We start from the raw sequence: 26,643 nt of genomic DNA on the forward strand, positions 1-26,643 counted from the left end.
ACAGATATGAAAAAAATAATCATTCCTATTGGGTTATTGCTGATTACTCATTCAGCATATGGACAGCTTACCCCGCTTCCCAACACAGAAAATTATGTACAAGCTAAAACCTATCTCGATTATAATGGAACCACCCCAACAAAGTCTTCAGAAACCGTTCAGTATTTCGATGGGCTGGGAAGACCAAAACAGGTCGTAAATGTCAAAGCATCCCCTTTGGGAAGAGATGTGGTTACCCATATAGAATACGATGCATTCGGAAGGCAGACTAAAGACTACTTACCTGTTCCACAATCTGGAACGCTGAACGGAAGTATTGTACCTTCTTCACTGGCTAATGCTACTCAGTCAGATATTTACGGACAGGAAAAGATCTATTCAGAAAAAGTATTAGAAAACTCTCCATTGGACAGAATCCAGCAGCAGATCCAGGTAGGAAATGACTGGGCCGGAAAACCTGTAAAATTTGATTACGCGACAAATATTGGTGAAGATTACGTAAGAAAATATAAAACCACTACCACATGGATTGATGGAAGAACAGAAACATTGGTAGAGCTTCCTCAGTATTTTGAGCCGGCACAACTGTACAAAAATACCGTCACTGATGAAGACGGCAACAAAACGATAGAATTCAAAAATGGTAAAGGACAGGTTTTACTGGTTAGAAAAGTATTAAATGCTACGCAAAATACAGATACTTATTATGTTTATAATGAATATGATCAGCTGTCATTTGTTATTCCTCCCTTAGCATCAGCTCCTACTGTTGAACCTACGACAGTAGAAAATTTGTACTACCAGTATCGTTACGACGGCAGAAACCGTTTGGTAGAAAAGAAACTTCCCGGTAAAGGCTGGGAATACATGGTGTATGACAAAGCTGATCGTTTGGTAATGAGTCAGGATGCCAATATGCGGCCTTCTGGTAAATGGCTATTCACAAAGTATGATCAATTTTCAAGAGTTTTGTATACGGGAATAGCAGCTATAGGTTCACAGTATGTCAGAAGACAGGTGCAGGAATCGTTAGATTATTATGCTAATACAGGAACTCCGATTCATGAAGAACGCAATGCGTCCGGATTTACTAATAGTGCAATGGCCCTTTATTACAGCAATGCTGTCTATCCGTTTGGATTTTTGTATGACAAAATTCTAAGTGTAAATTATTATGATACTCTTCCAGGCTACAGCTTCAATCCCTCTTTTCCATCCACAATTCAGGGAGAATCTATTTTGACTGAAGCTCCATCAACCGATGGTAAAAGCACCAAAGGATTACCCGTTATGAGCCTGGTAAAGAATATTGAAGACGATAACTGGACCAAAAACTACACCTATTACGATACCAAAGGTCGTGCAGTAGGAACCTATTCCATCAATCATTTAGGTGGCTATACCAAAACAGAATCCAAGCTGGATTTTGCAGGAATTCCCCAAAAAATGGATACCTATCATCTGAGAAAACCTGGTGAATTTGGAGTAACCGTTAAAGAACGTTTTGTTTATGACCATCAGAACAGACTGAAGGAACATTACCATCAGGTAGATGACAAGCCAGAGCAACTTCTGGCTGAAAACACCTATAACGAACTCTCACAGCTTACCAATAAAAAAGTAGGAAATAACCTTCAGAGTATAGATTATGCTTACAATATCAGAGGTTGGATGACTGATATTAATAAAAACCAGATGAGCCTTTCTGATCTTGGAGGAAAGCTGTTCTCCTATAAGATTAAGTATAACCAAAAAGAAGGAATCACCAATCCCGATGATCAGGTCCTATTCTCAGGAAAAGATGTAAAGCCCAAATACAACGGCAATATTGCCGAAGTAGATTGGAAAGCAGTGGAAACATTGGGAGTTAATCCATCTTCTACACCCAAAAGATATGGTTATGCGTATGATAATTTGAACAGATTAACAGCTGGATATTATCAGAACCCTAACAATCCGTACAGTAAGGAAAATACGGAATCATTAACATATGATCTGAACGGAAATATCACTAATCTTTACAGGACCTCCGTAATGGAATACGGAACCGGTATTGCAACTGTTATCGATAGCCTTGCCTATACCTTCAATGGCAACCAGGCTGTAAAAATCAAAGATAACTCTGGCAACAGCACAGGCTACGAAGGCACCGCAGGCTGGCCTATAGACTACGATGCTAATGGAAACATGAAGAGCATGATGGATAAGCAGATTACGGGAATTGACTATAATCATTTGAATCTTCCGAACAAAATTAACATTGGTTTTGACCAGATAACAGCGCAGATTAATACAAAATATAGGGCAGATGGGGTAAAGCTCAGAAAAGAGAATGTTAAAAGCTCAATAGGTTTTGCAGGAACTGATATTACCACGCAGGTGACGGATTATTTGGATGGTTTTCAATATTTTAAATCTACCTCTACTGGTACGGGAGGTGGTGACTCAGAATCATTAGAATCCTTATCAAGAGCGATGGAACCTCAGGCTTTTTCGAGGGGAGTAGATGATTTCTCAGTTTTATCAGCTGCCACACCTGATCTGCAATTCTTTCCAACATCAGAAGGATTTTATGACTATACAAAAAATCAGTATATTTATCAATATAAAGATCAGTTAGGAAATACAAGAATAAGTTTTGCCAGAAACAGCGTAGGAGTTCTTGAATTAGTTGATAACAATGATTATTATCCTTTCGGAATGAATCATTTAAAATCTGGAAACGCATTCTTTGGGGCAGTTTCTTATAAAAATTATAAGTACAATGGTAAGGAGCTTCAAGAGACAGGAATGTATGATTATGGAGCGAGATTCTATATGCCAGATATTGGAAGATGGGGTGTGGTGGATCCGTTGGCGGAACAATATCGCAGATGGTCACCTTATAATTATGTAATGAACAACCCTATTAGATTTATCGATCCGGATGGTCGTGGCGTTAATGATTTTGTAGAGAGAAAAGACGGCAGTATTTATTGGGATAAAAATGCGAATTCTCAAGCCACTACTAAAGCTGGTTCTGGAGATATTTGGTTAGGAAAAGAATTAAATTTTACATTTAACAGTTATATAGATAAAGATCTTTGGGATGGTCTGACACTTGGAGGAATTGTAGATGCGTCTGGAGATAAACTAACAAGCACATTGAAACTGACCGCAAGAGAGAATGATGCAGGAGAGTTAACAAATTTGGTAGGAAGTTTTAAATCTAAACCTGGTAAAACTCCAGTAGGCGAGCCAAGAATGTTCTATCCTGGAGAAGGGGGAAGTAATAATGTATTTACAATGAGTAGTGTCCCAGGAGGGATTAATATTAATTTTGAACAACATGCTAGTGTATCACCAGTTGAAGAATATATGGCTTTAAGGCCAAACGGCTTTAAAATAGTAGATGTAGCACAAAAATTAAATATTAACTATAATGCTAATAGTGGAAATCTTTCTGCGGAAGCTTATACCAATATATTTCCTTCCGCAAATTTAACTGTCTCTGGAAATGGACAAACGTCTAAGTTAATGCAATATAATCAACCTTCTTTTCCAGGCACTCACAGAGCTCCTAAGAACAAATATAATACATATGATTATTCTTATTACCCATCAAAATTTTACAAAAGAAATTAATTATGTTTAAAATTAGTTTAGTAAATAGCTTTCTTTATGTATTGATAAAATATATAATTTTCTTTTTTATACTTGCATTTATTGGCAATAGATTTAAGAATACTGTAATGGACAAGACAGAAATATCCTCAGAAATGTTTAAACTTACTTTTGGATATATTTTGACAGTATTATTATATTCAATTCCTCTGATATTAGTATTTGGCTTTATATCTTATTTTATTTTAAAAATGAAAAGAGGTTTATATTTCATGCTTTCTATAGTTTTATTTTTTATTGTGGAATATAGCTTCTATACATATTTTTACTCTCCTTCAGATAAGCTTTCGGGACTCTACAATTCTGTTATAGGAATTATTATTTTATGGTTGTTATTCTATAATGCAATCCGTTCAAAATTTACAGAATCATAAAATAGCTCCCCCCGCTACGCAAAGTCTGTTACTTTGAGCAGGTAAAATAAACCACTGCAACTGCAGTGGTTTTAGTATGTATTTAAAATGATCCATCACCTCCCAGCTTGTCCAGCCCCCTTAATCCTCTCCTCAATAATCCTCCAGTCATAAAAATGAAAAACCCTTCCATTGCTCATGGCTACGAATACACCCTTTGGAAACTTGGGTCCTAAATTCACATTCGTCACCTCTGAACCATCGCTCTCGCTGGTGGAAACCGGGATCTCTGCAATTTTTCCTTTGGCAGGATCTTCTCTCAGGTACACGTTAAAAGTATCTTTTTGCTGATTGGAAACCAGAATATATCCTGTTTGGGGTGAAGTAGGGTAGATAGAGATTCCTTCTACATCGGACTTAAAATCACCCTTCCCGAAAACAAGAAGCTCCTCATTTCCTTTGGCCGGATCTGCATAATACTGATGTATTCCAAACTGTTCGTCAGAATAATAAATATAGCCCATTTCATCATCTACAGCAATGCTTTCGATCTCTTTCAGTCCGCTATATTTTCCAAATTTACGGACCACTTCACCCGTTATTTTTCCATTTTTTTCAGACAGTTGATACTGCCACAGATAGCCCTCGGCCGGACCGGATTTTCTTCCCACAACAGCATAGATTTCTCCGGTTGATGGATTTTTATACATCGAAATTCCCATTGGGTCACGTTCCGTTTCACCATCGAAGACGGTAAATTCACCCACTTCCCTCAGATCAGGAAGACTGTAAAGCTTTACGGTATTTGTTTCCCTTTCCGTAACGGCAGCGATATCTGTTTTTTTCCCGTTCAGCATAAAGCCGTATTCAAGATCTACATTGTTTGGGCGTTTTAATCTCGGAACTTTATGGATGATTTTTCCGTTCAGATCAAAAGCGTAAAGACCACCGTCAGTATCTTTATCGGTTCCGATAACAATGCTTTTTGAAGCATCTGCCGGATTGATCCATATGGCAGGATCATCGGTGTCATGCCCTACGGTTTCGGAAATGACAGAAGGGGTTATCTTTTTTCCTAAATGTTGTGTGCTGCAGCTTACCACAAAAGGTAAAACCGAAACAGCCAGTATAAATGGTATCTTTTTCATGCGTTTAAAAATCAAATTTCACTCCTAAAGTGAACCTCGGTCTGTAATATTCAACCTGGGCCGTTCTGCTCTGGATTCCCTGGTAATAACGTAACGGCTGATTGGTCAGATTATTGGCTTCCGCAAAAACTCTCAGCTGGCTTGTGATCTTGTACGAAGCGTTGGCATCAAGGAAAACCTGTTTGTCATAGTAACGGTCTTCAAATGACTTTCCACCCAATTCATCAATATAATGAGAAGCATAATTCATAGAAACCCTTGCTGAAAAACGTTTGTTTTCCCAGGAAAGCGATCCGTTGAACATATGTGGAGCAGCTCCCGGAAGTCCTACATCCGTTCTTTCCACACCATCTTCATTGGTGATCCCTTTTGCTTTTGACTTCGTGTAGGTATAATTAACATACACGCCAAGACCTTTCCAGAATGCTCCCGGAATAAAATCAAGCTGACGTTGAAGGGCAACCTCAAAACCGTAAATATCTACATTGTCCCCATTACGCTGCTGGTTAAATCTCCAGTTATCTGCTCCCGCAGGAATAGGATTGGACTGTCCCGCAAAATCATTTGCGAAATCATCGGAGGTATAATTTCTTCTCGAATACGTATAAATAAAATCTTTCAGGTTCTTATAAAAAATACCTCCCGAAAGAATCCCTACAGACTTAAAATACTTCTCTGCCATAAAATCAAAATTATAAGCATACGTTGCCTTTAAATCCGGATTTCCTGCTGCGATGGTTTCATCTGCAGAAATAACGTTAAGATAAGGAACCAATGAATAATAATTCGGACGTGCTAAAGCCGTTGTAAAAGCCAAACGGAGCACAAGATCCTGAACCGGAACATATTTAAACGATAGATTAGGAAGTACGTTGGTGTACGTATTGGTACGGTTGATCTTACCTACAAGATCCTCTTCATCCAACACATAATTTCCCGTATAATCAATTTTTGTTGTTTCAAAACGGGCTCCCACGATCATTGAGAATTGGTCATTGAAGTCCTGATCCCATCTGATATATCCTGCATAAATATTTTCCTTTGCGGTATAATTACTGGAAAGGAATTCTTCAGGTTTAGATTCGCCTTTGAATACATTAGGATTAAAAAGATCCAAACCACCCATGTAAGAAGGATTGACGAAAGTTCCCGGAACATAATTCCCAGGCTGGAAATTTTGCCCGTCGAAATGAACGGTCGGAACAGACAATAAACTTCCCATATCATGTAAAGGGTCAAAAGCATAATAGTCATTGTTTCGCTCCTTTTCCTTTAACCGGACACGGATACCTGTACGAAGCCTTCCTTTCTGGTTTTCAATCACAGAAAATGGAAAACGTACATTTATCTTTGCCCCAAATTCTTTTTCCTGCGTAAAACTATTCGAATCCGAAAGGTCACTCAGCTTATAAACCCCTAAATTATCTGCCGAAAGGGGAGTGATCATCGGTCTTTCAGGATCACTCAGGTCTGAAGAGAAATTCATCTTTCCGTTTTCAAACTCTATATATCGCTCATGAGGTTTTTTTTCACTTGCCGTTGCATAGTTCATCGACCAGTCAAGATCGATCTTCGACCCCAGAAGATGTTCTCCCCTTAAAGCATAATTCTGTACTTTCTGTCTTTCAAGACGCGTGTTGTCATTATCCGCATCTCCGCCTTTATTCTGTCTTGTAATACTTCCTTTCCAGCCTGTGATCTCAGTTTCATCATCATTATAAACCGGTTTTACTTTATACCCCAAAGCAAACCGGTTTTCCTTATCTGTTCTGAAATTGTACATCGCTGAAGCATAGATCTTGTTTTTAGAATTAAATTCATAATCCATATTCAGATCAAAACTGTGCCTGATACGGTGTTCATCATAATAGCGAACACCCATTTTACTGATATAGGCCGTTTGAGCGGCATCCTCGGCAAGACTCCATGTCGGCTCAATATTGTCTGAACCAAAATGGTTGTTGTTATAAGAAAAACTGAAAACTGCCCCTAATTTCTTATTTAAAAAACGGTTTCCGTAGACAAATCCCGCGGTGTAATTTCCCTTTTCACGAATCGGATTATACCCTCCGGCTAATGTTGCTGAAATTCTCTGCCCGTTAGGAGATGCTCTTGTGATCAGGTTGACAGAACCCCCGATGGCATCGGCATCCATATCAGGAGTCAGGGTTTTATTCACTTCGATGGTGGAAATCATATCCGATGGAATAAGATCCATCTGAACATTGCGGTTATCACCTTCAGCAGACGGAATTCTGTCACCGTTTAATGTTACAGAATTCAGGTTGGGAGCCAAACCTCTGATGATCAGGTTTCTTGCTTCACCCTGATCGTTTTGTATCGTGATCCCGGGAACACGTTTTAGTGCATCACCGATATTGGCATCAGGAAACCGTCCGACCTAGTCGGAGGAGATCACATTTGTAATATTGGCGTTACTTTTCTGCTTGTTAAGTGCTCTTGCTTGGTTTTTCAGTGTAGATCCGCTTACGATCACTTCTGCAATTGCTGTTTCCTTTCTGGTAAAAAGGATGTTCTGTCTCGTATTCTTTTCAGCTTCAACAGTGACGTTGTATTCACTGGTTCCATAGCCCAGATAATCTACTTTCATGGTGTAATTTCCCGGAGGAACGTTCAGAAAAACGAAATTACCGTGGTCATCTGAGGTGGTATAAATATTTCCCGGAGTCAGAGAAATCTTTGCACCCGGAAGAGACAGTTTAGAATCATCATTAATATTACCGGAAAGAGTACCGGTCTGTGCATAGAAAAATAGAGAAGCACAGAATAAAACGGACGTAAAAATTTTCTTCACTTTATTAGTTTATATAAATCGGAACAAAATTAAACGTCTGTTTGGGGAATAAACTGAAATTAAGATTACGATTGTTTTAAGGATTTATGAACAGTTTGGTCTGACATAATAGGTAATTTAATTAAAGAGGTGAAAGTATTTTTTTGGCAGTCCAAAGTATGAAATTGAAAGACAGTGAAATGGTTATTATTTTAAATAGGCCCAACGAAATATGCGGGCCTATTAATCAGTTTTTTCCTTTTATTTCTGTGCTATCACAGGAACATTACTAATGATGAGCCATTTTCCGTTTTCCTGAACACAAGTAATGAGCGAAGAGAACTTTAGTGCCGAACTTTCCAGGGAAACCTGGGCATAGGCGATATTGTTTTTCTGTTCCAGGGCATGATAAATAATGGTCCTCGGTTTGCCTCCAAATACTTTATCACCAACTAATCTTATGTATTCTTCCTTAGGAATAACGAAAATTCCAGGTTGCTCAAAAAAACCATCCTGGATATTTTGGTAATTTGGATGAAGAACCTGTTCTAAAAGAAGAGTATCACTGGTATCTCCGCCTTTAATGAATTTTTCTATAACCTCTCTGATTTTTTCCATAATTAATTTAAATGTTTAATAATCGATGTTTCTAATAATTCCGTTTTCTCTGAAAGTTGATCCGGAATAGCAGTTCCTTCCAACGGAAAATAAGTGATATCACGAATTCCCATAAGATTTAAAATACTGGTTAAATGAGTCTCAAGGGGATTCATACCCCCGGGTATAGAATGAATGCCACCCATAACAGAAATAATATGAGCTTTCTTATCTGAAAGAAGTCCTTTAATTCCGTTTTCAGACACAAATGTTTTCTTTGTTCTGATCACAAGGTCAAAATAAGCCTTCAAGGACGAAGGGATTCCATAGTTATACATAGGGCATGTGATGAGGATCTCACTGCTTTGATAAAGCTCTCCAATCAGTTGGTCGGACAGGAGGAGATCTTCAGAAAAAAGGTTTTCGTCCAAAAATGCATCAAAGGTCTGTTGAGTAAGGTGTGGAGTGGACTGCCTGGTTGTATCCCTTTGGATAACTGCTCCATCAGGGTGTTTGATATTCCACTGTTTAACAAAATAATCGCCCATCCGGCGTGAATGAGAATCTTCAAGTCTTAGACTGCTGTCGATTCGGAGTAGTGTGTTCATATTGCTTTTTCTTTAAAGACACACAGGTATTCGGAAATGTGACAAAAGTGAAAAAAATGTGTTTGGAAGGAGGGAAGAGGGAAGTACTTTAAGGCAATTGATACAAATGAATCTCTATTTTAATCACTTTAAATTCTTTACATCGTAAGATTTTAAAATTTAATTTCTAAAACTTTCAGTAATTAAGAAGGGAAAGTTAGCTTCTATCCTCAGGCTTGCCTCTTCTAAGCCTTAATACACTCTTTTCAATTTTTCCGGATCCACAATAGAGTAGATCTCACGGATCAGTCCACGGTTATCAATATCTAAAATATGACAGTTATAAACCCGTTCTCCCTGCCAGAAACACAAAGCAGGTTGGTGGTTGAAAGTTTGGAAAGTAAAACGCTTTCCTGCCAGAAACAGCTTCTGTACATAAGCAAGAAGCGATGCTGTAGCCATTTTTCCGGTTTCCACAGCTTTGATGACACGGATGCGTTGTCCACCATCTGCAGAAAGCCTGATATCATCTATCAGGAGTTCCTCTATTTTGAAAATATTTCCTTCACTCAGTGCTATCTGATATCTATGGAGTATATCAGTGTCAACAGAATTGGCAGTGTCTGGAGCGTATTTTACATGTTGCAGCTGTTTTCTGGCGCGGCTCAGGATCTGGCGAGAATTATCGACAGAAATATCAAGCGTTTCAGCGATTTCCTGGTGGGAATAATCAAATGCTTCTTTTAAAATATAAATGGCTCTTTCTTTCGCATTCAGTTTTTCCAAAAGGACAAGGAGTGTGTAGCGGGCGGTTTGTTCCTTGATCAGTTTATTTTCTGCATGGTCGAAGGAAAGAGGTTCCGGAAGCCATTCGCCGTAGACTATTTTTTTGCTGTGCCTGTTTTTGAAGTTGATGGCATGATTGATTGTACTTTTGATCAGGAAATTAGCTTCATTTCTGATCTCAGATTTATCCAAAGAAATATATTTTTCTATGACATCCTGCACCAGGTCTTGTGCATCTTCATAAGATCCGGTAATATTGTAGGCGTAAGTAAGCAGTTTACTGTAATTTTCCTGCATGATATTTCTTTTGAAGACAAACTTAATGAATAAAACGTGACAGTTTATTTCAAAAATGTGAGTTTTTTTAATGAAAATAAACCCTTGTAGTCGGGATATTTAAATTTTTTTCGGCATTTTTATGCTTTCAAATTTACAGAGCACATATTAATCCATTGAAAAAGCTACTCAACCATTTAAGATTCAGATTGTACCAGATATTCAGAATATTTAACCTAGATATGAAGGTGAGTATAACTTTTCTGCTTGTATTTGGGAGCCTTATTGCTGTAAAATTACCTTCAGAGCATTATTATCCGGGACTTTTTTTCATGGCGGCGTTTGTATTTCACTGCAGCAGAAAAGATATTCCTTTTTTGAAGAAGGTGTTTGAAAAAAGCTGGAGAGCATTTATTGTACTGGAATCTGCATTCATTTATACCGTTTTTCTTTTGGGAAACATTCATTATAAACTGGAAGAAACAGGTCTGGCTTTATATATTGTGATTGCAGCCTTTGCTTTTTTCTTCCCGAAAACTAAGCTTGATCCAGCCCTGAAATGGAATTTTATACCAACTGATTTATTTGAATGGAAAACTTTCCTGAGAAAAAATACATGGTTCTCAATGATGGGATACGTCATGGTTCTGTTGTCATCCTATCATCCGGGATCTCTGATTGTAGCAGGGATTTTCCTGACAGACTTTGTTTCTGATATCTATGAGCCTTACGAAAGCAAAGAAATGTTTGAAATGTACTTTAAAAAGCTAAGCTTAAAAGAAAAGATCAGGAAGAATTCTTTGTTTTTTAATGCCCTGCTGCTGCCTGTTTACACTCTTTTTCTGATTATAAATCCTTACGACAGCCTTTATCTGCTGTATTATTTTCTATTCATGAATCTGTATTTTCTCCTGATCATTACCAGAAAATATAAACTCTACCATTATAAAGAAAAGAGAGGCTATTACAATATCAGCGTGTATCTGGAATACATTTTCTACAGCATGACGGTAATTCCGGCTTTGCTGGTACTCAGGAATAATATAAAAAATGCGGAACAAAATATAAAAACCTATGTTGGAGATTAAAAATTTACAGGTTGAGTTCAAAAACCAAAAAGTGTTGCATGGTGTGGAGCTTTCCCTGGAAGAGGGTAGTATCGTCGGAATCCTTGGAAAGAATGGAGCAGGAAAGACGACTTTGTTTGATTCTTTATATCAAAATACTCCATTTTCAGGAAATATCAGCTGGCAGGGTAAGGCCTTGAAGCGGAGTTCTGTTTCTTATCTCGAAACTGAAAATTACTTTTATCCCTACATTACGGGAGAAGAATATTTATCTTATTTTTCTGGTCAAAAGGAAATTGACATTACAGAATTCACTGAAAAATTCAACCTTCCACTGAAAAAATATGTACAGTATTATTCCAGCGGAATGAAGAAAAAACTGGCACTGATTGGGATGCTGATGTTGGACAAGCCTGTTAATATCCTTGATGAACCTTTTAATGGAGTAGATTTTGAAGGCGTTCATATCCTCTACGATATTATCAAGCAACTGAAGTCAGAGAATAAAGTAGTGATCATCAGTTCGCACATTATTGAAACACTTTTTCACACCTGTGATACAATAGCGGTGCTGAAGGATGGCAGGATTGAAAAAATGTATGAAAAGGATGAATTCAGTGGATTGAACACTTTGAAATTTTAAAATTCTTTTTTGATCGTTATTTTTAAGTATTATTGATCATTAAACTTAAAAAAGGATGAACGAAGTATTTTCAAAAGAATTAATCGAGCTGGCTGAAAAAGATCTTTCAGTAAGGGAAAAATTGGCATCAGAAGGTCAACTTGTTGGAGGCTATCATCCTGAAATGGAACTGATCCACAGACAGAATGCAGAGCGGCTTCGGGAAATAGTCAAAGCCATTGGGTTTCCAACGGTTTCTAAAGTAGGAGCGGAGGCCAGTAATGCTGCATGGTTGATTATTCAGCATTCGATAGGTGAGCCTGAATTGATGAAAGAATACTATAAGCTGATGATAGAGAACAGCAGTGATGTCAATCCATCAAACATAGCCTATCTGCATGACAGGATTCAGGTTTTTCAGAGCAAACCACAACAGTACGGGACACAGTTGACTGTAGAAGGAATACCTTATCCTGTAGAAGATAAAAAACACTTGAATGAAGAACGGGTGAAAGTAAATTTGCCCCCTCTTTCCCAGGAAATAATCAACAGAATTTCTGGCGTAGAAGATATCCCTGAAATCGATGGGAAAGACGCTGAATACAATGCCTGGAGAATAAAAGCGGGCTGGATTTCTGTGATTTAATATGATAAGATACTTGTTTAAAAATGAATAAGTAGGGTAGACGGACAATTTCCGAAAAATTCACCATTTGTAAATCATTCTTTTCATGCATATTTGTATGAAAATGAAACCAATGATCTTAAAAATTATTAACTCTTTACTTATTCTGGTCGCTGTTTTTATGGGAATAAAGCAGGGAACGGCTATGCTGACGGGCAAACCTGAAATGGCTGCTCTATTTGGAAAATGGGGCTTTGATAAGACCGGACTGATGATCAATGGTGCAATTACCATTATTGCTGCGGTATTGATTGTATTTCCCAAAACATTTGTGTGGGGAAATTTTCTGATGGCCGCCGGAATACTGCTGATCATCTGTTTTCAGCTACAGGATAAAGATTTTAAAGGAGCAATGATCGAAATTCCGTTTCTCCTTCTTAACCTGCTGATTATCTATCTTCAATATCCTTTAAAACAATAAAAACAAATGAAAAAATACTTGATAATCACAGCTGTATTATGCTTTTCATGTATCACATTTGGGCAGAAAGTACAGGGGAAATATTCTCAAAAATCAATTGCAGCATCAAAACAAAAGAATATGGATTTGTCAAAAATAACAAACGACACGGTAAAACGGGCCATACAGGAATTACAGGAAGGCTATACAAGCTGGTATGAATTCTTCATAGAAAACCCTGTGATGACGGATGATGGTAATCTGGTAGATTTTAAATCTTTCTTTTCAAATGCCTGGGAAAAGAAAAATTTCTCAGTATAGACAGAGTGGAAAATGAAGGTAAAGATATTTACGGAAACTTTCAGGCAGGGAATTGGGGGGTATTTTCGGTTTTTTTCAAGTTTCATGAAAATAATGATGGTAAATTTGAAAGGCTGGATATTGGTCAGGCAAAATAAGCTTGCCTTTTGAATCCTATTCTGTATCAGATTATTGCGGATGCTTTCTGCATAAGGGAATTCTGAAAGTAAGTAGAGCAATTTCTCCTTCGTTTCAATTTTTTTACAAAGAGCTGAAAAATATTTTGTCAGTTCTAAAAAACTTTATATATTTGCACCACTGAAAACGACGGTACAGCCGTTATTCAGGAGAGATGGCAGAGTGGTCGATTGCGATAGTCTTGAAAACTATTGACTGTAACAGGTCCGGGGGTTCGAATCCCTCTCTCTCCGCAATTTGGAGAACAAATAAAATCAAAAGCCTTTAAATCATAGTGTTTAAAGGCTTTTTCGTTGTTTGAGATTATCAAAATATATCAAAGAAAAACAAATTGAAAGTGAGTAATTCGGTGAGTAGCCGGAAGTATCATTTTCTACTCACCGAATAACAGCTAAACAGCCTATTCATCGATTGAACATCTTGTAGGTTTTAAGATTCGCAAATACATTACTAATCTTAAAAATCTAAAGTTATGGAAACTTACAATGTGCTTTTCTATGCAAAAAAAGTCAAAAACAATCCTAGAAATTCTATCATTTATTTACGAATTACTATTTCGGGTAAAAGAACAGAAATTTCGACAGGACAGATGATCAAAACCTCACAATGGAGTATCAAATCAGGGAAAATAGCAGGCAATACTCCTAATGCTAAGCGGTTAAATTCTTTTTTAGAAGGAATACGGTCAAAATTATTTGAATGTTACAATAGTTTATTCAATGAAGGAAAAGAAATAACCTGTGAAACCCTACGGAATAAATATTTAGGAATTGAGGAAAGAAAATTTACACTTATTGAAGTTTTTAAAGATCATAATTCAAAAATGAAAGAGATGATAGGAAAAGAATTTTCCAAAGGAACTTGGGAAAGATATGAAACTTCTTTACGGCATACTCAGGCATTTATGAAATGGAAGTATAATATTACTGATATTGATGTTCGCCATATTAATTCCGGATTTGTTGCTGATTATGAGTTTTATTTAAGAACTGTAAGAGACTGTTCCAATAATTCTGCTGTAAAATATATCAAAAATTTTCAAAAAATAATCAATATCTGCATTGATAATGAATGGATAAGCAAAAATCCTTTTGCCACTTATAAATCGAAGATAGAAACTGTGGATGTGAGATTTCTAACTGATTTGCAGTTAAGGAAAATCCAGTCAAAGAAATTCATTTCTGAAAGGTTAAGTATTGTAAGAGATATTTTCGTATTCTGTTGTTTTACAGGTTTAGCCTATATCGATGTTAAGAATTTGACAAAACTTAAAATTACCAGAGGAATTGATGGAGAATTATGGATAAAAATCAAAAGAACTAAAACAAAAGTTGAAGCCATCATTCCCATATTGGCTGATGCACAAGAAATTTTAAAGAGATATAAGGATCATCCAAAATGTATTAATGAAAATGCTGTTTTACCGGTATTAAGCAATCAAAAGATGAATGAATATTTAAAAGAAATCGGAGATTTATGTGAAATAGATTTTGATATTACTTTCCATACCGCAAGGCATACCTTTGCTACAATGGTTACTCTTAATAATGGGGTACCATTGGAAACAGTAAGTAAAATGCTTGGGCATACCAATATCAGAATGACCCAGCATTATGCTAAAATACAGGATAAAAAAATTGGTAAGGATATGTCGGTGCTAAAAAATATACTAACAAAAAGTGAAAAAAGAAGTAGTTTAGAATCGTGAAGTACACAAAAACGGGTAGTATCTCCAGGAATAATGTTTTCTTTCTTATAGCCTTTTAATAAAGATCTTAAGAAAATTAATTTTATTAGGTAACCTAATATTCCACCTAGGAATTTTTAACAAATACTCTCAAATTCTATAACAAATGTAATAACTTTTTGATTTATGAACAAGTTTCTACACACTAATTTTGATTAAAATTAAATACTATCAAAACATTGATTTGCTATCTATTTTTCTTTCTTAAATGATAAGTTGAAGAGCGGAATTCCAAACAGAGGATTATTAAAAAAGTAACTGAAGCTCTCATTGGGGGAATTTTAATTTTTGGTTATCTTAGAGCCTGTTTAATTTTATAGCATTCATAATTATTGCAATTAAGAAATTTATAAAAGCTAAAAAGTCAAGATGACTTCAATAAATGAAGTTCCTTAAAGGAGGCTGTTCCAATAAAAAAACGATGAGCTAAATAATCGAAATCAAGACTTTATTATCTATTCACAAACGAAATGTCCGAAAAAATTAGATATCCCTTCCGATCAGGATATTAATGTCCGGATTAAATCAATAAAATAAATACATATTTCATACTCTTTTGGAAGTTTATAAGAAATACTCTCTATGACCCTCCTCTTATGTTTCTTTATTTGAAAGATAAATAAATCATTTAGGAACTATATATGCTTAAAATCCAAACTATTACATTCAAAAAACTACAAATAGGTATCTGATAAGTACCTGTATTTTGTGTTGTTTTGGATGATTTTTCATCTCTTTGTTAGAAGAAATTTTCATAAAATTAAAACACAAATGATGAAAAAGTTTTTTACAATTACAGCGATAGCTTTTACAACAGTTACTTTCGCTCAGACAGGGAAAGTAGGGATTAATACTGCACACCTTACAACAGGTTCTACAACAGTATTGATAACGTATAGTGCTCTTGCTTTACCAAATGCTGCGGGAGCTCCGGTTCAAGGAAGTATCAATTTGATTGTAGATGGCGTTAAAACTATATCAAGTTATTATGCCAGTATGGATGCTCAAATGGCGGTTTAACTAAACTTGGAAATTATTCTACTGCACAAAAAGTAATAAGTAATTTCCCAGCAGGGACCCATATCATAAAATTACAGTCCAAAATCTGGTTTAATACAACCAGATTTAATACTGATCCTTTTGCCTCAGGGTACGCAGGATCTACGGCAACAGATAGTCAGGCAATGAAGGCAAGAATTAGCATAATAGTATTAATCTGATTATTTATTAATAATAAATAAGATATATTGAATATATTATTTATATTTATATCTTTAATTATTAATATAACAACAAATCAAATAAAAAAAATTTTACAATTACAGCGATAGCTTTTACAACAGTTACTTTGGCTCAAACAGGGAATGTAGGGATTAAAACTTATTGAGGATTTCAAAAAAATACAGTCTCGTAGACATAGATCAAAGAAAAAGTATTTAAAAACAAAAAAGAAAATGAAAAATATTTTTACATTTACAGCTGTAGCTTTTGCTACAATTTCTTTCGCTCAAACGGGTAATGTGGGGATAAACACGCCAACGCCCAATGCCGATGCAGCATTGGATATTGTTTCCACAAACAAAGGGCTATTACCTCCACGTATTGCCTTAACAGCGAGTAACTCTCCTGCACCGCTTGCCAGCAATGTGGCAGGGATGGTGGTGTATAATACGGCAACTGCCGGTATTGTCCCCAACAATGTAACCCCCGGATTGTATTACAACAATGGTACAATTTGGGTACCTACTACTGGTACAACACCCGCAACTACCGTAAGCAATACAGCCAGCCTTGCAGGGACTAATACCCTAAGTACTACCGTAAACGGTGTTACCGGTACTGCAGTAGCTGTCCCCAACATCTATACCGCTGACGGAACTTTAACGGCTAACAGAACCGTTACCATGGGAGCCAATATCCTTAAGTTTGAAAACGGGTCAAATAATACGACTTTTGCAACAGGTGGTAGTAATTCATCTGTAACAACTACAGGCTCTAATGTAGGATTTTTCAGGGCTTTTGGAGGAACATCGGCTCTTGATTTAACTGCTACCAATGGAGGTACCACTCAAATTGTCAGTTCAGGTTCTGCCACGAATCTTTTGCTGGGTTCAGTTAATAACACTCCATTAGGTTTTATAACCAATACCATTACAAGGGCCAGTATCAGTCCGTCAGGAGTTTTTTATGCTGGTCCTGCCGGCGGAAATAATACGACCCTTGATAACACCGGATCTACCGCACTGCTTACAACTACAAGTCCTGTTAATACAGCAACTATAAGAGCGGTTGGAGGAAATAGAATGCTTGAAATGATTTCTGTGAATGGTGGTGAAAATCAAATTTACAGCTGGCTTGGAAACAAGTTTGTTGTCGGTACTATGGATGCCAATCCAATGACTTTTATGACCAATAGTTTTACAAGAGCTACGATTTCCCCTGCGGGAGACATTACAACTAGTGTTGGTGGAAACAGCACCGTGATTACTAACAGTGCTACAAATGCGTCAATAGTAACCACAAGCCCTAATAGTGCATTTGTAAGAGCTATTGGAGGAACAGCGGCTGTTGATATAGCTGCTACCAATGGAGGTCCCACTCAAATTACTAGTTCAGGTTCTGCCACAAATCTTTTGCTGGGTTCAGTTAATAATACTCCAGTAAGTTTTATAACCAATGGTGCTACAAGAGCTACAATTTCCGCTGCGGGAGATATTACAGCCAGTGTTGGTGGAAACAGCACCGTGATTACTAACAGTGTTACAAATGCGTCAATAGTAACCACAAGTCCTAATACTGCAATTGTAAGAGCTATTGGAGGAACAGCGGGTGTTGATATAACTGCTACCAATGGAGGTCCCACTCAAATTAGTAGTTCAGGTTCTGCCACAAATCTTTTGCTGGGTTCAGTTAATAATACTCCAGTAAGTTTTATAACCAATGGTACTACAAGAGCTACAATTTCCGCTGCGGGAGATATTACAGCCAGTGTTGGTGGAAACAGCACCTTCATTGGTAACAGTGGTGTAAATTCGTCAATAATAACCACAAGCTCTAATATTGCAATTGTAAGAGCTATTGGTGGTGCCGGGGTTCTTGATATGACCGTCGGAAATGGAGGTCAAAATATTATTAATAGCAACGGGGTTACCCTTTTTTCAGTGGGAACGGCGAATGTCGCCCAATTCGATCTTAAAACCAATAATACGACAAGGGCTACAATCACCGCTGGGGGAAATTTTGGTATTGGTACCACTTCTCCTACATCTTTACTATCCGTAAACGGATCAGCTGATAAACCAGGAGGCGGAAGCTGGGGAACATTTTCAGACCGTAGAGTGAAAAAAGATATTGCAGATTTTAATGACGGACTGAATGTAATTTCTAAACTTAAAACGGTGACCTATAAGTACAACGAAAAATCCGGATATGAGGATTTAAATAAAGAATATGTAGGTTTCATAGCACAGGATGTGGAAAAAGTGGCTCCATATATGGTGAAAGTGATAGATGACACTAAAAAAAGCGGTCTGGCGGATAAACGTGAACTTGATGAAAGTGCTCTTACTAAAATATTAGTGAATGCAGTAAAGGAATTGCAGGCAGAAATTATTGCACTGAAAAAAGAAGTAGAAATGCTGAAGAAATAGCTGCTGCTGCCTCTTTTCAACTATTTTTATAGATAAAAACACAAACTTTATGTATAAAAAAGGAGTAATATTTTATTTTTCAGACGATCAAAATAGTAATAAGAGCAATTTAAAAGAAATACATACCATATTGCCTCTTATTTTCTATAAACGAAACACATTTTTTATATACAATACTAAACTATAAAACTGCCTTACCCTCGGGAGAGACAGGAAATAGTGAAGGTGTACGCTGTTTTGTAACTTTTATAACGGAGCTTAAACAGGCGAAAAAGCTTCGTAACTATTGAAAGTGTAAAAGCAGAATACAAAGGATTGTAAAACTGTCAAAGTTTTAAAGCTTTGGCAGTTTTATATACCCGAAAAGGATAACGGATCTTACAATCCATAAAAAACAATTGGAGATTTCAAAAAAAAACAGCCTTATAGACTGAGGAAAAACAATAAAAAATAACATATCAATAAAAGTATGGAAACGAATTTCAAAGAGATCCATATCGGAAACTATATCAGAGAGCATGTAAAAAAGCATGAAATACCTCTTTTACGCATCTGCAATTTCCTTAAAACTACAGAAGAAGAAATTATAAAAATGTATGAACAGGAAAGTCTCGATACCAACGTTCTCCTTAAGTGGAGCAAACTGCTGGAATATGACTTTTTTAGATTTTATAGCCAACATCTTATCCTGTATGCTCCCCCCTCTTCTGCCAGATATAATAAAACTGCGATAAACAAGAATGATCAACTACCCCAGTTCAGAAAAAATATATATACAATAGAGATCATTGATTTTATCTTGGGGCAGATAAAAACAGGTGAGAAAACCAAATTAGAAATAATAGAGCAATACAAGATTCCTAAGACCACTTTATATAAATGGATCAATAAATTCACCAATAGATCAATATGATTTTATACCATCATTTCACAGATTTCAGATTTATATTTCTTCGTTCTCATTAGTTTTGAATGATACATTGAAGCTGCGAAAGAAAAAACATTAAGATGAAGAAAATTAATAAGATCCTTTAACCATTTTTTAAAAGAAAGTATATGGAAGAACTTATACCATTAAATTACAAGCAAATATATATCGACATTATCACAAAGAAGTTCCCCCACAAATTAAAGGAATGTAAACCTCTTCTGGATAAAAAAGACTTCTCCGCATTAGATGTAATACAGATCAATCAAAAAATATTTGGAGATCGGGATCATTCCGTCCAGATCTTCAATCAAAAACTCCGCTCCTATAATAAACAAGCAATGATAAAAATACTGAATTATCAAAAGAAGCATGGATTAAACAACTCTCAATTAGCATTTCATTTTAAAATGAGCAGAAATACAATTGCAAAATGGAAAAAGCAGTTTTATACTAATATTTAACATTCGGTTTACCAGTGTGTTGTCCTGGGATAAGGCTTGCATTTGTACATGAAATTCACTATTTCAAAATATTAAACTTCAGTTCTCTGAGTATTTAGTGCAGGAGGACAAATGGATAAGCTTTGTTTTTATAAAGCTGATCAAGCCGCTTAAAATTATCCTAGGTCTGTTCTAATCCTGCATTGGCAACCGCCAAAGCATGTTGTTCAATAGTTGCTAAAAACTGCACTTTGCTTACACGCTGCCCTTCCTGTGCGTTCACAGCAATTACCCTACCCGGTACATTAAGCCGATGGAAACCGAATTATCTGCCTCTATGCTTTCGCTGTAAGTCAGGTTTTTCATGCCATCGGTTACTTGTATATTCTGTACAGAGACTTTTTGTGGAGAGATTTTCTTTGCAGTTTCTTTAGAGCTTCTGCTTTCGCAGGAGTATAACATCAGTACAGAAAACATGCTTAGTGAATTACTTCTTAAATTGATTATCATAACTTTTTGAAATTTATATTTACAATTTCAGCAAATTCTATTTGGCTTATACTGCATATATATATATCACTAAAAAGTCTAATAAAAGCTTCCTATCTCGATAAAAATGGTCTATTTCGATACAAATATGTCCCAAGACTTTTTTAAAGATGAGAAAAATTAAAAAGAACAGTAAGCTATTGTTTTGTGTAAAAGATTTTTGATTTCTGAACTCCTTCGGTGACATTTTCATCTTTTTTTGAAAAATTTGCCAAAAAAAAGATTGATCGCTGAAATGAAGTGCATCAGCTATCTAAGCAATGGACAAATCTGAATTTCGAAGTAAGTTTCTTGCTTCGATAACCACTGTCATTATCAAACCAAGAAAAAGTTCTTTCAATAATCCATCTTTTGTGTATAGGCTTAAAGACTTTTTCTTTATGATCGGACCGTAAAACAACCTGAATGATGTAGCCAAACTTATCTTTTATTTCTTCAATAATATTTCCTCTATAGCCTCCATCTGCTAAAATCACTGTAATTGGAATCAAAAGATATTGCAATGTTCTCATGAATAACAAAGCAGCTTTACTATCGTGAAAATTGGCTACACTTACCATTACGGCGATCATTCTTCTTTGAGCTATGACCTGCTTAAGATGCAGCAAACTGAAGAAAAGAAAAAAGTAAAAGGCCTCCGGATCGAAGATCGGGAGCCTTTTACTTTTTTAAATTAATTTTAATCCGGATTCTGCACTAAATTCGGCTGTATTTGTATCTGCTGTTCCGGAATATATTCAATAATTCTGTTGTTTGTATAAGGTACGATGTAGAAAGGATTATTTCCATTTAAATGAGTTCCGGGATATTGTCTGTTCATGTCTAATTTATTTCTATAAACATCATATTTTCTTTGAGCTTCAAAAGCAAGTTCAAGTCTTCTTTCCTGAAGTGTAATGTTTAAAACTGTTTGACCTGTTGGAATCGAAGTGTACGTCGGAATACCGGCTCTAGTTCTGATAACGTTAACATCAGCAAGTGCAGAAGTTGTTATACCTTTCTTTGCGTAAGCTTCGGCTCGGTTTAGATAAACTTCAGCTAATCTTATGACAACCGGCGACCATAAATGGGCAACACCCTCCTGTAACGAACATTTTAAGATATAAAACTTTGGATATCCATTTCTTTTTTCCATGTCGTTATCTAAAGTGACATAGGTCTTACCGCCACCGGAATTATTGAAATAATAGTTCATTTTATTGGGCGTAACTTCAGAATAAACTTGATAATTAATATTATCCAATGTGAAATAAGTATTTCCACCTTGCTGGAATGTTTTCTGAAATTTATAACTGTAAGTCACTCCTCCGGAAGCATTGGTTCCTTGTTGTACCCAATAAGCAACTGGGGTTAAAGGATCGTTGTATTTTGGTGAAATAAATTTCAATCTCGCATCCTGAGGATATTGATTAATAAGATCCAAATAAGAAGATGACGCATACATCTCGCCCCAGCCGACACTTTGAATACTTGCATACATAGAACCTATTGTATACCAACCATTGCTGTAATCACCGTCTTTGTTATATTTAAATGCAAAAATGGTTTCAGTATTATTTTCCGGTGTCTTGGTTGCATAAGAAGGAAGTTCAGCTTTGGATAACAATAAATATTTTCCGGAATTGATTACTTTATCAGCATATTCAATGGCTTTGTCGTTATTTTCCATATAAAGATATACTCTGGAAAGTAGGGCTTGAGCGGCTTCTTTAGTTGCGTAGATGTTTTGTTTATCAAGAGTCATTAGTTGTTCTGCCTTTTTCAGATCATTAATAACTTCATCGTATATCACTCCAACGGTTGCTCTGGCGGGTAAATCATTCACATCATCAGAAGTTTTCAAGGGTACGCCAAGGTTTCCGATTCCTTGATTGTAAGGTTTTCCAAAGACATTAACCAAAGAAAAATAAACATACGCTCTCAAAAAATAATTTTCACCTAAAAGCTGATCTGTCTCTGCATCTTTTCCTTCAGAAACCTTAGAAATAACTCTATTACAGCCTATAATGGCTTTATAACCGGTATTCCAAATTACATTAGATCGTCCATTATTTTTAATGCTTCTATAATTGTAATAATAAAAAAACTGATCTGAGGTTGTTCCGCTGATGTCGATATTGTCTCCACCATATTCACCAACTCTGTATAAATTATTAAAAAATCCGCCTCCGTCAGCATCTCCTTTTAGCAAAGCATAATTTCCAAGAGTTATGGTTTGTAATCCTGTTGCGTCTGCCAGTATCACATCAGATTCTAGGGAATCGTAAGGTGATCGGTCTATATTGCAGGCAACTAATGATAGTATTAGTAATGATATAAGTGTTTTTTTCATAATTTTTGCATTTAAAAAGAAAAGTTTAAGCCTAAAGAAAATCTTCTTGGGATAGGATAAATCGCTCCCGCGCTCCCGGAATAAGCAGTTTGTCCGTCTGCCGGACCAACTTCCGGATCAACTCCTGAGAATCTTGTGATCGTAAATAAATTCTCTCCCATGATATAAATACTGGCAGATGTAATATTGATCTTTTCCGATAAAGATGTTGGGAAATTATATCCGAGTCTTACAGATCGTACCTTAACGTAACTTGCATCTTCCAGATAACGTGATGAAGGCCTGTTAGTCAAACTACTATTATTAAAAACTGCTACTGGATGTGTAGCAATGTCTCCCGGTTTTTCCCATCTGTTCCAGTCGTTTTTTAATATCATTTGATTGTAATAAGGATAAGCACCGTCTGAATCAAATAATTCTCTGTAGGAATTGTAAATCTGTCCACCTTGTGAAAAGTAAATATTAGCATTAAAATAGAAATTCTTTACACTGAAATTTGTGGTTACAGAACCATAATAATCCGGCGTAGAAGCTCCTACGATCTGTAAAGTAGCCTGATTGTAATTTGATGTCAATCCTTTGCTTCCGTCAAGATTGATGATTTCCCATTGCCCGGCTCCATTATCAGGATTTACGCCCATCCATTTTCTCATGTAGAAAGAGGTAACATCGTATCCTGCAATCGCTACATGATTATTAGCCAATATTTGCGTGCTGTTATTTCTGGTTGAAAGAACACTGTTTTTATAGGTACTGATATTAAATCCTAAATCCCAATTTACATTTTCAGATTTAATGATGGCATAATTAAAATTAAATTCCCAGCCTTTGTTTTTAACATCTCCGACATTCAGATATTGTCTGTCAACGCCTGTCAATGATGGAAGTGTAACCAAGAGTAATAAATCTTTAGTCTTATTATTAAAGTAGTCAATATTTAATGTTAATCTGTTATTAAATGCTTTAATATCCGTGCCAATGTTATTTTGATAAATAGATTCCCAGGTCAATCCCGGATTTCCTAACTGGCTCCATGTTGCGCCGATTTGACTATCATAACGCCGTGTTAATGCATATAAATCCTGCCATCCGTAATTCGGGCTTGGAGTATTTCCTACGAGACCTCTGCTGGCTCTTAATTTCAATTCATTAATTGGTTTTACATGGAAAAATTTTTCTTTATGAACATTCCACCCCAAGCTATAAGAATAAAATAATCCTTTTCTCTGACTGGTGCCAAATGCAGAAGAAGATTCGCTTCTCAAAGATCCCTGCACAAAATATTTTTTATCAAACACATATTCAGCATTGAATAAGAGTGCGTTATAAGCTCGGTCGTATTTTGTTCCTGATGGTTTTTGCCCTGTTGTTGCCCCGTCGTCAAAGATTTCTGTTCCCGGCACGACACCATAAACACCCGCTCTGGATATTTTGTAAACTCTGTCATTGTATTCATAGGCAGCCAATGCATTTACATTATGAACTCCAAAATCCTTGTCAAATCTCAACATTTGATTAAAAAACTTACTGACATCTTTGACGTACGATTCCGTTAATCCGCCTTTGTTACTTTCCCCAGCGATAGATCTTGGATCGGTATAATATGTATCATCATAGTTTTTGTAAGTAATATTGTTGGTCGTGACAAACTTTAAATAATCTGTAAGCTTAATTTCTGCATCAAGATTTCCGATGAGGTCTAATTGATTGCTTTTACCGTAATTCCATTGTAAATCGTACAGATAATTGCTGTAATCTCTTCCGTACCAATTTCCGGTGTAAGTATTTGGATTAATTAAATTTCCATTGGCGTCTCTCGGATTGTCCCAAGGCATATTGAGATACATTTCGTAAAGAGATTCTTGTTTGTCTTTTCCGGTTGTGTAAGACAAGCTGATTTTTGGTTTAAGAATCAGCCAAGGTTTTACAGTTTGCTCATGATTAATTCTGAAAGACAGTCTGTTGAAGTCATAACCTTTTACAGTTCCGCTTTCATCGTAATAATTTCCTGAAATATATGTTTTGGAATTTTGAGAACCTCCTCTGAAGTCTATGCTATAATTTTGTACCATTCCTGTCTGAGTACCATTTTTCAACCAGTTATAGCCTGGAGTTCTAAGTTCTTTTGGTATTTCGGGTACATTTTTTAATGAGGTAGAATAATCGTAAAGTTGAGTGCCATCCATCAATTTGAAACGTCCATTATTGAATGTATTAAAAGAATTATTTATTGAAACACTCAGCATTCCCTTTCCTGAGCTTCCGGATTTCGTGAACACCTGCACAATGCCATTGGCCCCTCTGGAACCATATAATGCTGTTGATGTGGCATCCTTTAGTATATTGATACTTTCAATTTGATTGGGATCTAAATTTGGCGTACCTGTCATTATTACACCATCTACCACCCATAGAGCCTGGCTGGGGCCATTGATCGTAGAAGTTCCTCTGATTTTTACAGTTGCGGACGAACCAGGAGAACCTCCTCCCAGCATAATCTGAGCTCCTGCTGCTTTTCCCTGTAATAAACTGGATACATCAGAAGTATTGGCATCCTTCAATTTTTTATCAGAAATAGTTGAAACTGCAGCGGTAAGGCTGGATCTTTTTTGTGCCTTGTATCCTATAATGACAACGTCTTCAATTTCCTGTTCTCTCAAAGAATCTGTTTTTGTTGTTTGAGCAGATAGTAACCCTGACATTAAAAAAAAACATACTTCTAGCTTTTTTAAGTTTTTAGTTTGATATTTCATATATATAAGTTGTTTAAAGTTTCCTAATAAAAATACGGACGTATTTTTAGAAATTCAGATACAGATTTTTCTTCTTCCTATTTAATTGAGCTGTTGTATTTATTTGTTTATTTTAAAATGTTTTACAAAAAGATAAAAAATCATCAGAAATAACACAAAATACAGGTACATATTAAATGCATATTCAGATATAATAATCTGATTTTCAAATAGATATTTTTTTTAAATGATCTGTTTATCTCTCAAAGAAAGAAAAATAAGAGATAATTCACAAGGTATATTTCTTATAAATTTCCAAAAGAGTACTAAATGAGTATTTGGTTTATTGATTTAATTCTAAAATACCTTCTTTACTGAAATGGACGAGGGATTTTGCCCTCCAAGGTACGAATGTGGTGATCCAAAGGCGTAATGTGTTCCTATTGAGACTATACTTTTTACAGGCTCCAAGTTTACTGATAAGACCATTGTCTATTTCTGTAAGTATCCTGATAATCTCCGATTCTTCAAGCCTTTTATAAGGCTCCCTGCTTAATGGACTGGATCGTGGTCTTTATTTTGATTTTTTTTGCCATTTTTAGCCGCCTAATATAAAGCTATTTCAGGACAAGACAAGTCAACTGGTGGTGCATATTCAAAAACAGGTAGGTACTTGGTTTGCGTAATTATTTTAATTCTTAAGTTTGGAAAGAAGATTTTTAGTATAGGTGTACCAAGTACTTGACAAAGATATAATAGAAAATGAGATAGTCCCAAATCTTCCGA

19 protein-coding genes, 1 tRNA gene and 1 pseudogene are annotated in these 26,643 nt (G+C 36.0%); 12 read left to right on the forward strand and 9 right to left on the reverse strand.

Annotation, left to right across the window (positions count from 1 at the left end):
• Positions 1 to 6 precede the first annotated feature (6 nt).
• Entirely contained in the window at positions 7 to 3,624 is a 3,618-nt protein-coding gene (locus tag HHL23_RS04400; RefSeq protein WP_169233604.1) for a DUF6443 domain-containing protein, read from the forward strand.
• A 508-nt stretch (positions 3,625 to 4,132) separates the two neighbouring features.
• Here HHL23_RS04400 and HHL23_RS04405 read toward each other — a convergent pair.
• The 5 genes and pseudogenes from HHL23_RS04405 to HHL23_RS04425 form a co-directional block, all read right to left on the reverse strand.
• Entirely contained in the window at positions 4,133 to 5,164 is a 1,032-nt protein-coding gene (locus HHL23_RS04405; RefSeq protein WP_169233605.1) for a phytase, read from the reverse strand.
• A 4-nt stretch (positions 5,165 to 5,168) separates the two neighbouring features.
• Positions 5,169 to 7,979: pseudogene (locus HHL23_RS04410) on the reverse strand (TonB-dependent receptor).
• 240 nt (positions 7,980 to 8,219) lie between these two features.
• Positions 8,220 to 8,576 carry a nuclear transport factor 2 family protein gene (locus HHL23_RS04415; protein ID WP_169233606.1) on the reverse strand — a complete coding sequence of 119 codons (357 nt, stop codon included), beginning with the start codon at positions 8,574 to 8,576 and terminating at the stop codon, positions 8,220 to 8,222.
• Between the two features lie 2 nt (positions 8,577 to 8,578).
• A complete protein-coding gene (locus tag HHL23_RS04420; protein ID WP_169233607.1) occupies positions 8,579 to 9,163 on the reverse strand; it encodes an FMN-dependent NADH-azoreductase in 585 nt (194 codons plus the stop codon).
• Positions 9,164 to 9,394: 231 nt separating this feature from the next.
• Entirely contained in the window at positions 9,395 to 10,225 is an 831-nt protein-coding gene (locus HHL23_RS04425; protein WP_169233608.1) for a sigma-70 family RNA polymerase sigma factor, read from the reverse strand.
• Positions 10,226 to 10,446: 221 nt separating this feature from the next.
• On the opposite strand from HHL23_RS04425, the gene HHL23_RS04430 reads away from it, so the two are divergent.
• From HHL23_RS04430 to HHL23_RS04480, 11 genes are all read left to right on the forward strand, one after another.
• Positions 10,447 to 11,292: a hypothetical protein gene (locus tag HHL23_RS04430; RefSeq protein WP_228464616.1), complete on the forward strand. Its 846-nt coding sequence runs from the start codon at positions 10,447 to 10,449 to the stop codon at positions 11,290 to 11,292.
• Positions 11,279 to 11,914, forward strand: coding sequence for an ABC transporter ATP-binding protein (locus HHL23_RS04435; RefSeq protein ID WP_169233610.1), 636 nt, complete (start codon positions 11,279 to 11,281; stop codon positions 11,912 to 11,914). Before HHL23_RS04430 ends, HHL23_RS04435 begins: the two co-directional genes overlap by 14 nt.
• 55 nt (positions 11,915 to 11,969) lie before the next feature.
• Positions 11,970 to 12,539: a DUF6624 domain-containing protein gene (locus HHL23_RS04440; RefSeq protein ID WP_169233611.1), complete on the forward strand. Its 570-nt coding sequence runs from the start codon at positions 11,970 to 11,972 to the stop codon at positions 12,537 to 12,539.
• 112 nt (positions 12,540 to 12,651) lie between these two features.
• Positions 12,652 to 12,999 carry a DoxX family protein gene (locus HHL23_RS04445; protein ID WP_169233612.1) on the forward strand — a complete coding sequence of 116 codons (348 nt, stop codon included), beginning with the start codon at positions 12,652 to 12,654 and terminating at the stop codon, positions 12,997 to 12,999.
• Positions 13,000 to 13,005: 6 nt separating this feature from the next.
• Positions 13,006 to 13,299 (forward strand): hypothetical protein, encoded by a 294-nt coding sequence (locus HHL23_RS04450; protein ID WP_228464618.1) that lies wholly within the window; start codon positions 13,006 to 13,008, stop codon positions 13,297 to 13,299.
• Between the two features lie 325 nt (positions 13,300 to 13,624).
• Positions 13,625 to 13,709: transfer RNA gene (locus HHL23_RS04455), tRNA-Ser, on the forward strand.
• 239 nt (positions 13,710 to 13,948) lie between these two features.
• Positions 13,949 to 15,184 carry a site-specific integrase gene (locus HHL23_RS04460; RefSeq protein WP_169233613.1) on the forward strand — a complete coding sequence of 412 codons (1,236 nt, stop codon included), beginning with the start codon at positions 13,949 to 13,951 and terminating at the stop codon, positions 15,182 to 15,184.
• Between the two features lie 813 nt (positions 15,185 to 15,997).
• Complete coding sequence (locus HHL23_RS04465; protein ID WP_169233614.1) at positions 15,998 to 16,243, forward strand: hypothetical protein; 246 nt, start codon at positions 15,998 to 16,000, stop codon at positions 16,241 to 16,243.
• 434 nt (positions 16,244 to 16,677) lie between these two features.
• Complete coding sequence (locus HHL23_RS04470; RefSeq protein WP_169233615.1) at positions 16,678 to 18,873, forward strand: tail fiber domain-containing protein; 2,196 nt, start codon at positions 16,678 to 16,680, stop codon at positions 18,871 to 18,873.
• A 469-nt stretch (positions 18,874 to 19,342) separates the two neighbouring features.
• Positions 19,343 to 19,786: a transposase gene (locus HHL23_RS04475; RefSeq protein WP_169233616.1), complete on the forward strand. Its 444-nt coding sequence runs from the start codon at positions 19,343 to 19,345 to the stop codon at positions 19,784 to 19,786.
• 143 nt (positions 19,787 to 19,929) lie between these two features.
• Entirely contained in the window at positions 19,930 to 20,265 is a 336-nt protein-coding gene (locus HHL23_RS04480; protein WP_169233617.1) for a helix-turn-helix domain-containing protein, read from the forward strand.
• Positions 20,266 to 20,532: 267 nt separating this feature from the next.
• Here HHL23_RS04480 and HHL23_RS04490 read toward each other — a convergent pair whose 3' ends face one another.
• From HHL23_RS04490 to HHL23_RS04505, 4 genes are all read right to left on the reverse strand, one after another.
• Complete coding sequence (locus HHL23_RS04490) at positions 20,533 to 20,754, reverse strand: hypothetical protein (protein ID WP_169233619.1); 222 nt, start codon at positions 20,752 to 20,754, stop codon at positions 20,533 to 20,535.
• Positions 20,755 to 21,038: 284 nt separating this feature from the next.
• Positions 21,039 to 21,401 carry a transposase gene (locus HHL23_RS04495; protein WP_169233620.1) on the reverse strand — a complete coding sequence of 121 codons (363 nt, stop codon included), beginning with the start codon at positions 21,399 to 21,401 and terminating at the stop codon, positions 21,039 to 21,041.
• Between the two features lie 71 nt (positions 21,402 to 21,472).
• Positions 21,473 to 23,125 (reverse strand): RagB/SusD family nutrient uptake outer membrane protein, encoded by a 1,653-nt coding sequence (locus HHL23_RS04500; protein ID WP_169233621.1) that lies wholly within the window; start codon positions 23,123 to 23,125, stop codon positions 21,473 to 21,475.
• Positions 23,126 to 23,136: 11 nt separating this feature from the next.
• A complete protein-coding gene (locus tag HHL23_RS04505; protein ID WP_228464620.1) occupies positions 23,137 to 25,785 on the reverse strand; it encodes a SusC/RagA family TonB-linked outer membrane protein in 2,649 nt (882 codons plus the stop codon).
• Positions 25,786 to 26,643: the final 858 nt, after the last annotated feature.

The organism is Chryseobacterium antibioticum (assembly GCF_012927325.1).
GTDB classification, from domain to species: Bacteria; Bacteroidota; Bacteroidia; order Flavobacteriales; family Weeksellaceae; genus Chryseobacterium; species Chryseobacterium antibioticum.

Excerpts from the sequence above, each read along its gene's own strand:
- HHL23_RS04420 (WP_169233607.1), bottom strand. The coding sequence starts at position 9,163 with ATGAACACACTACTCCGAATCGACAGCAGTCTAAGACTTGAAGATTCT.
- HHL23_RS04465 (WP_169233614.1), top strand. The coding sequence starts at position 15,998 with ATGAAAAAGTTTTTTACAATTACAGCGATAGCTTTTACAACAGTTACT.
- HHL23_RS04475 (WP_169233616.1), top strand. The coding sequence starts at position 19,343 with ATGGAAACGAATTTCAAAGAGATCCATATCGGAAACTATATCAGAGAG.
- HHL23_RS04480 (WP_169233617.1), top strand. The coding sequence starts at position 19,930 with ATGGAAGAACTTATACCATTAAATTACAAGCAAATATATATCGACATT.
- HHL23_RS04405 (WP_169233605.1), bottom strand. The coding sequence starts at position 5,164 with ATGAAAAAGATACCATTTATACTGGCTGTTTCGGTTTTACCTTTTGTG.
- HHL23_RS04425 (WP_169233608.1), bottom strand. The coding sequence starts at position 10,225 with ATGCAGGAAAATTACAGTAAACTGCTTACTTACGCCTACAATATTACC.
- HHL23_RS04450 (WP_228464618.1), top strand. The coding sequence starts at position 13,006 with ATGAAAAAATACTTGATAATCACAGCTGTATTATGCTTTTCATGTATC.
- HHL23_RS04440 (WP_169233611.1), top strand. The coding sequence starts at position 11,970 with ATGAACGAAGTATTTTCAAAAGAATTAATCGAGCTGGCTGAAAAAGAT.
- HHL23_RS04445 (WP_169233612.1), top strand. The coding sequence starts at position 12,652 with ATGATCTTAAAAATTATTAACTCTTTACTTATTCTGGTCGCTGTTTTT.
- HHL23_RS04415 (WP_169233606.1), bottom strand. The coding sequence starts at position 8,576 with ATGGAAAAAATCAGAGAGGTTATAGAAAAATTCATTAAAGGCGGAGAT.
- HHL23_RS04500 (WP_169233621.1), bottom strand. The coding sequence starts at position 23,125 with ATGAAAAAAACACTTATATCATTACTAATACTATCATTAGTTGCCTGC.
- HHL23_RS04490 (WP_169233619.1), bottom strand. The coding sequence starts at position 20,754 with ATGATAATCAATTTAAGAAGTAATTCACTAAGCATGTTTTCTGTACTG.
- HHL23_RS04460 (WP_169233613.1), top strand. The coding sequence starts at position 13,949 with ATGGAAACTTACAATGTGCTTTTCTATGCAAAAAAAGTCAAAAACAAT.
- HHL23_RS04470 (WP_169233615.1), top strand. The coding sequence starts at position 16,678 with ATGAAAAATATTTTTACATTTACAGCTGTAGCTTTTGCTACAATTTCT.
- HHL23_RS04400 (WP_169233604.1), top strand. The coding sequence starts at position 7 with ATGAAAAAAATAATCATTCCTATTGGGTTATTGCTGATTACTCATTCA.
- HHL23_RS04430 (WP_228464616.1), top strand. The coding sequence starts at position 10,447 with ATGAAGGTGAGTATAACTTTTCTGCTTGTATTTGGGAGCCTTATTGCT.
- HHL23_RS04435 (WP_169233610.1), top strand. The coding sequence starts at position 11,279 with ATGTTGGAGATTAAAAATTTACAGGTTGAGTTCAAAAACCAAAAAGTG.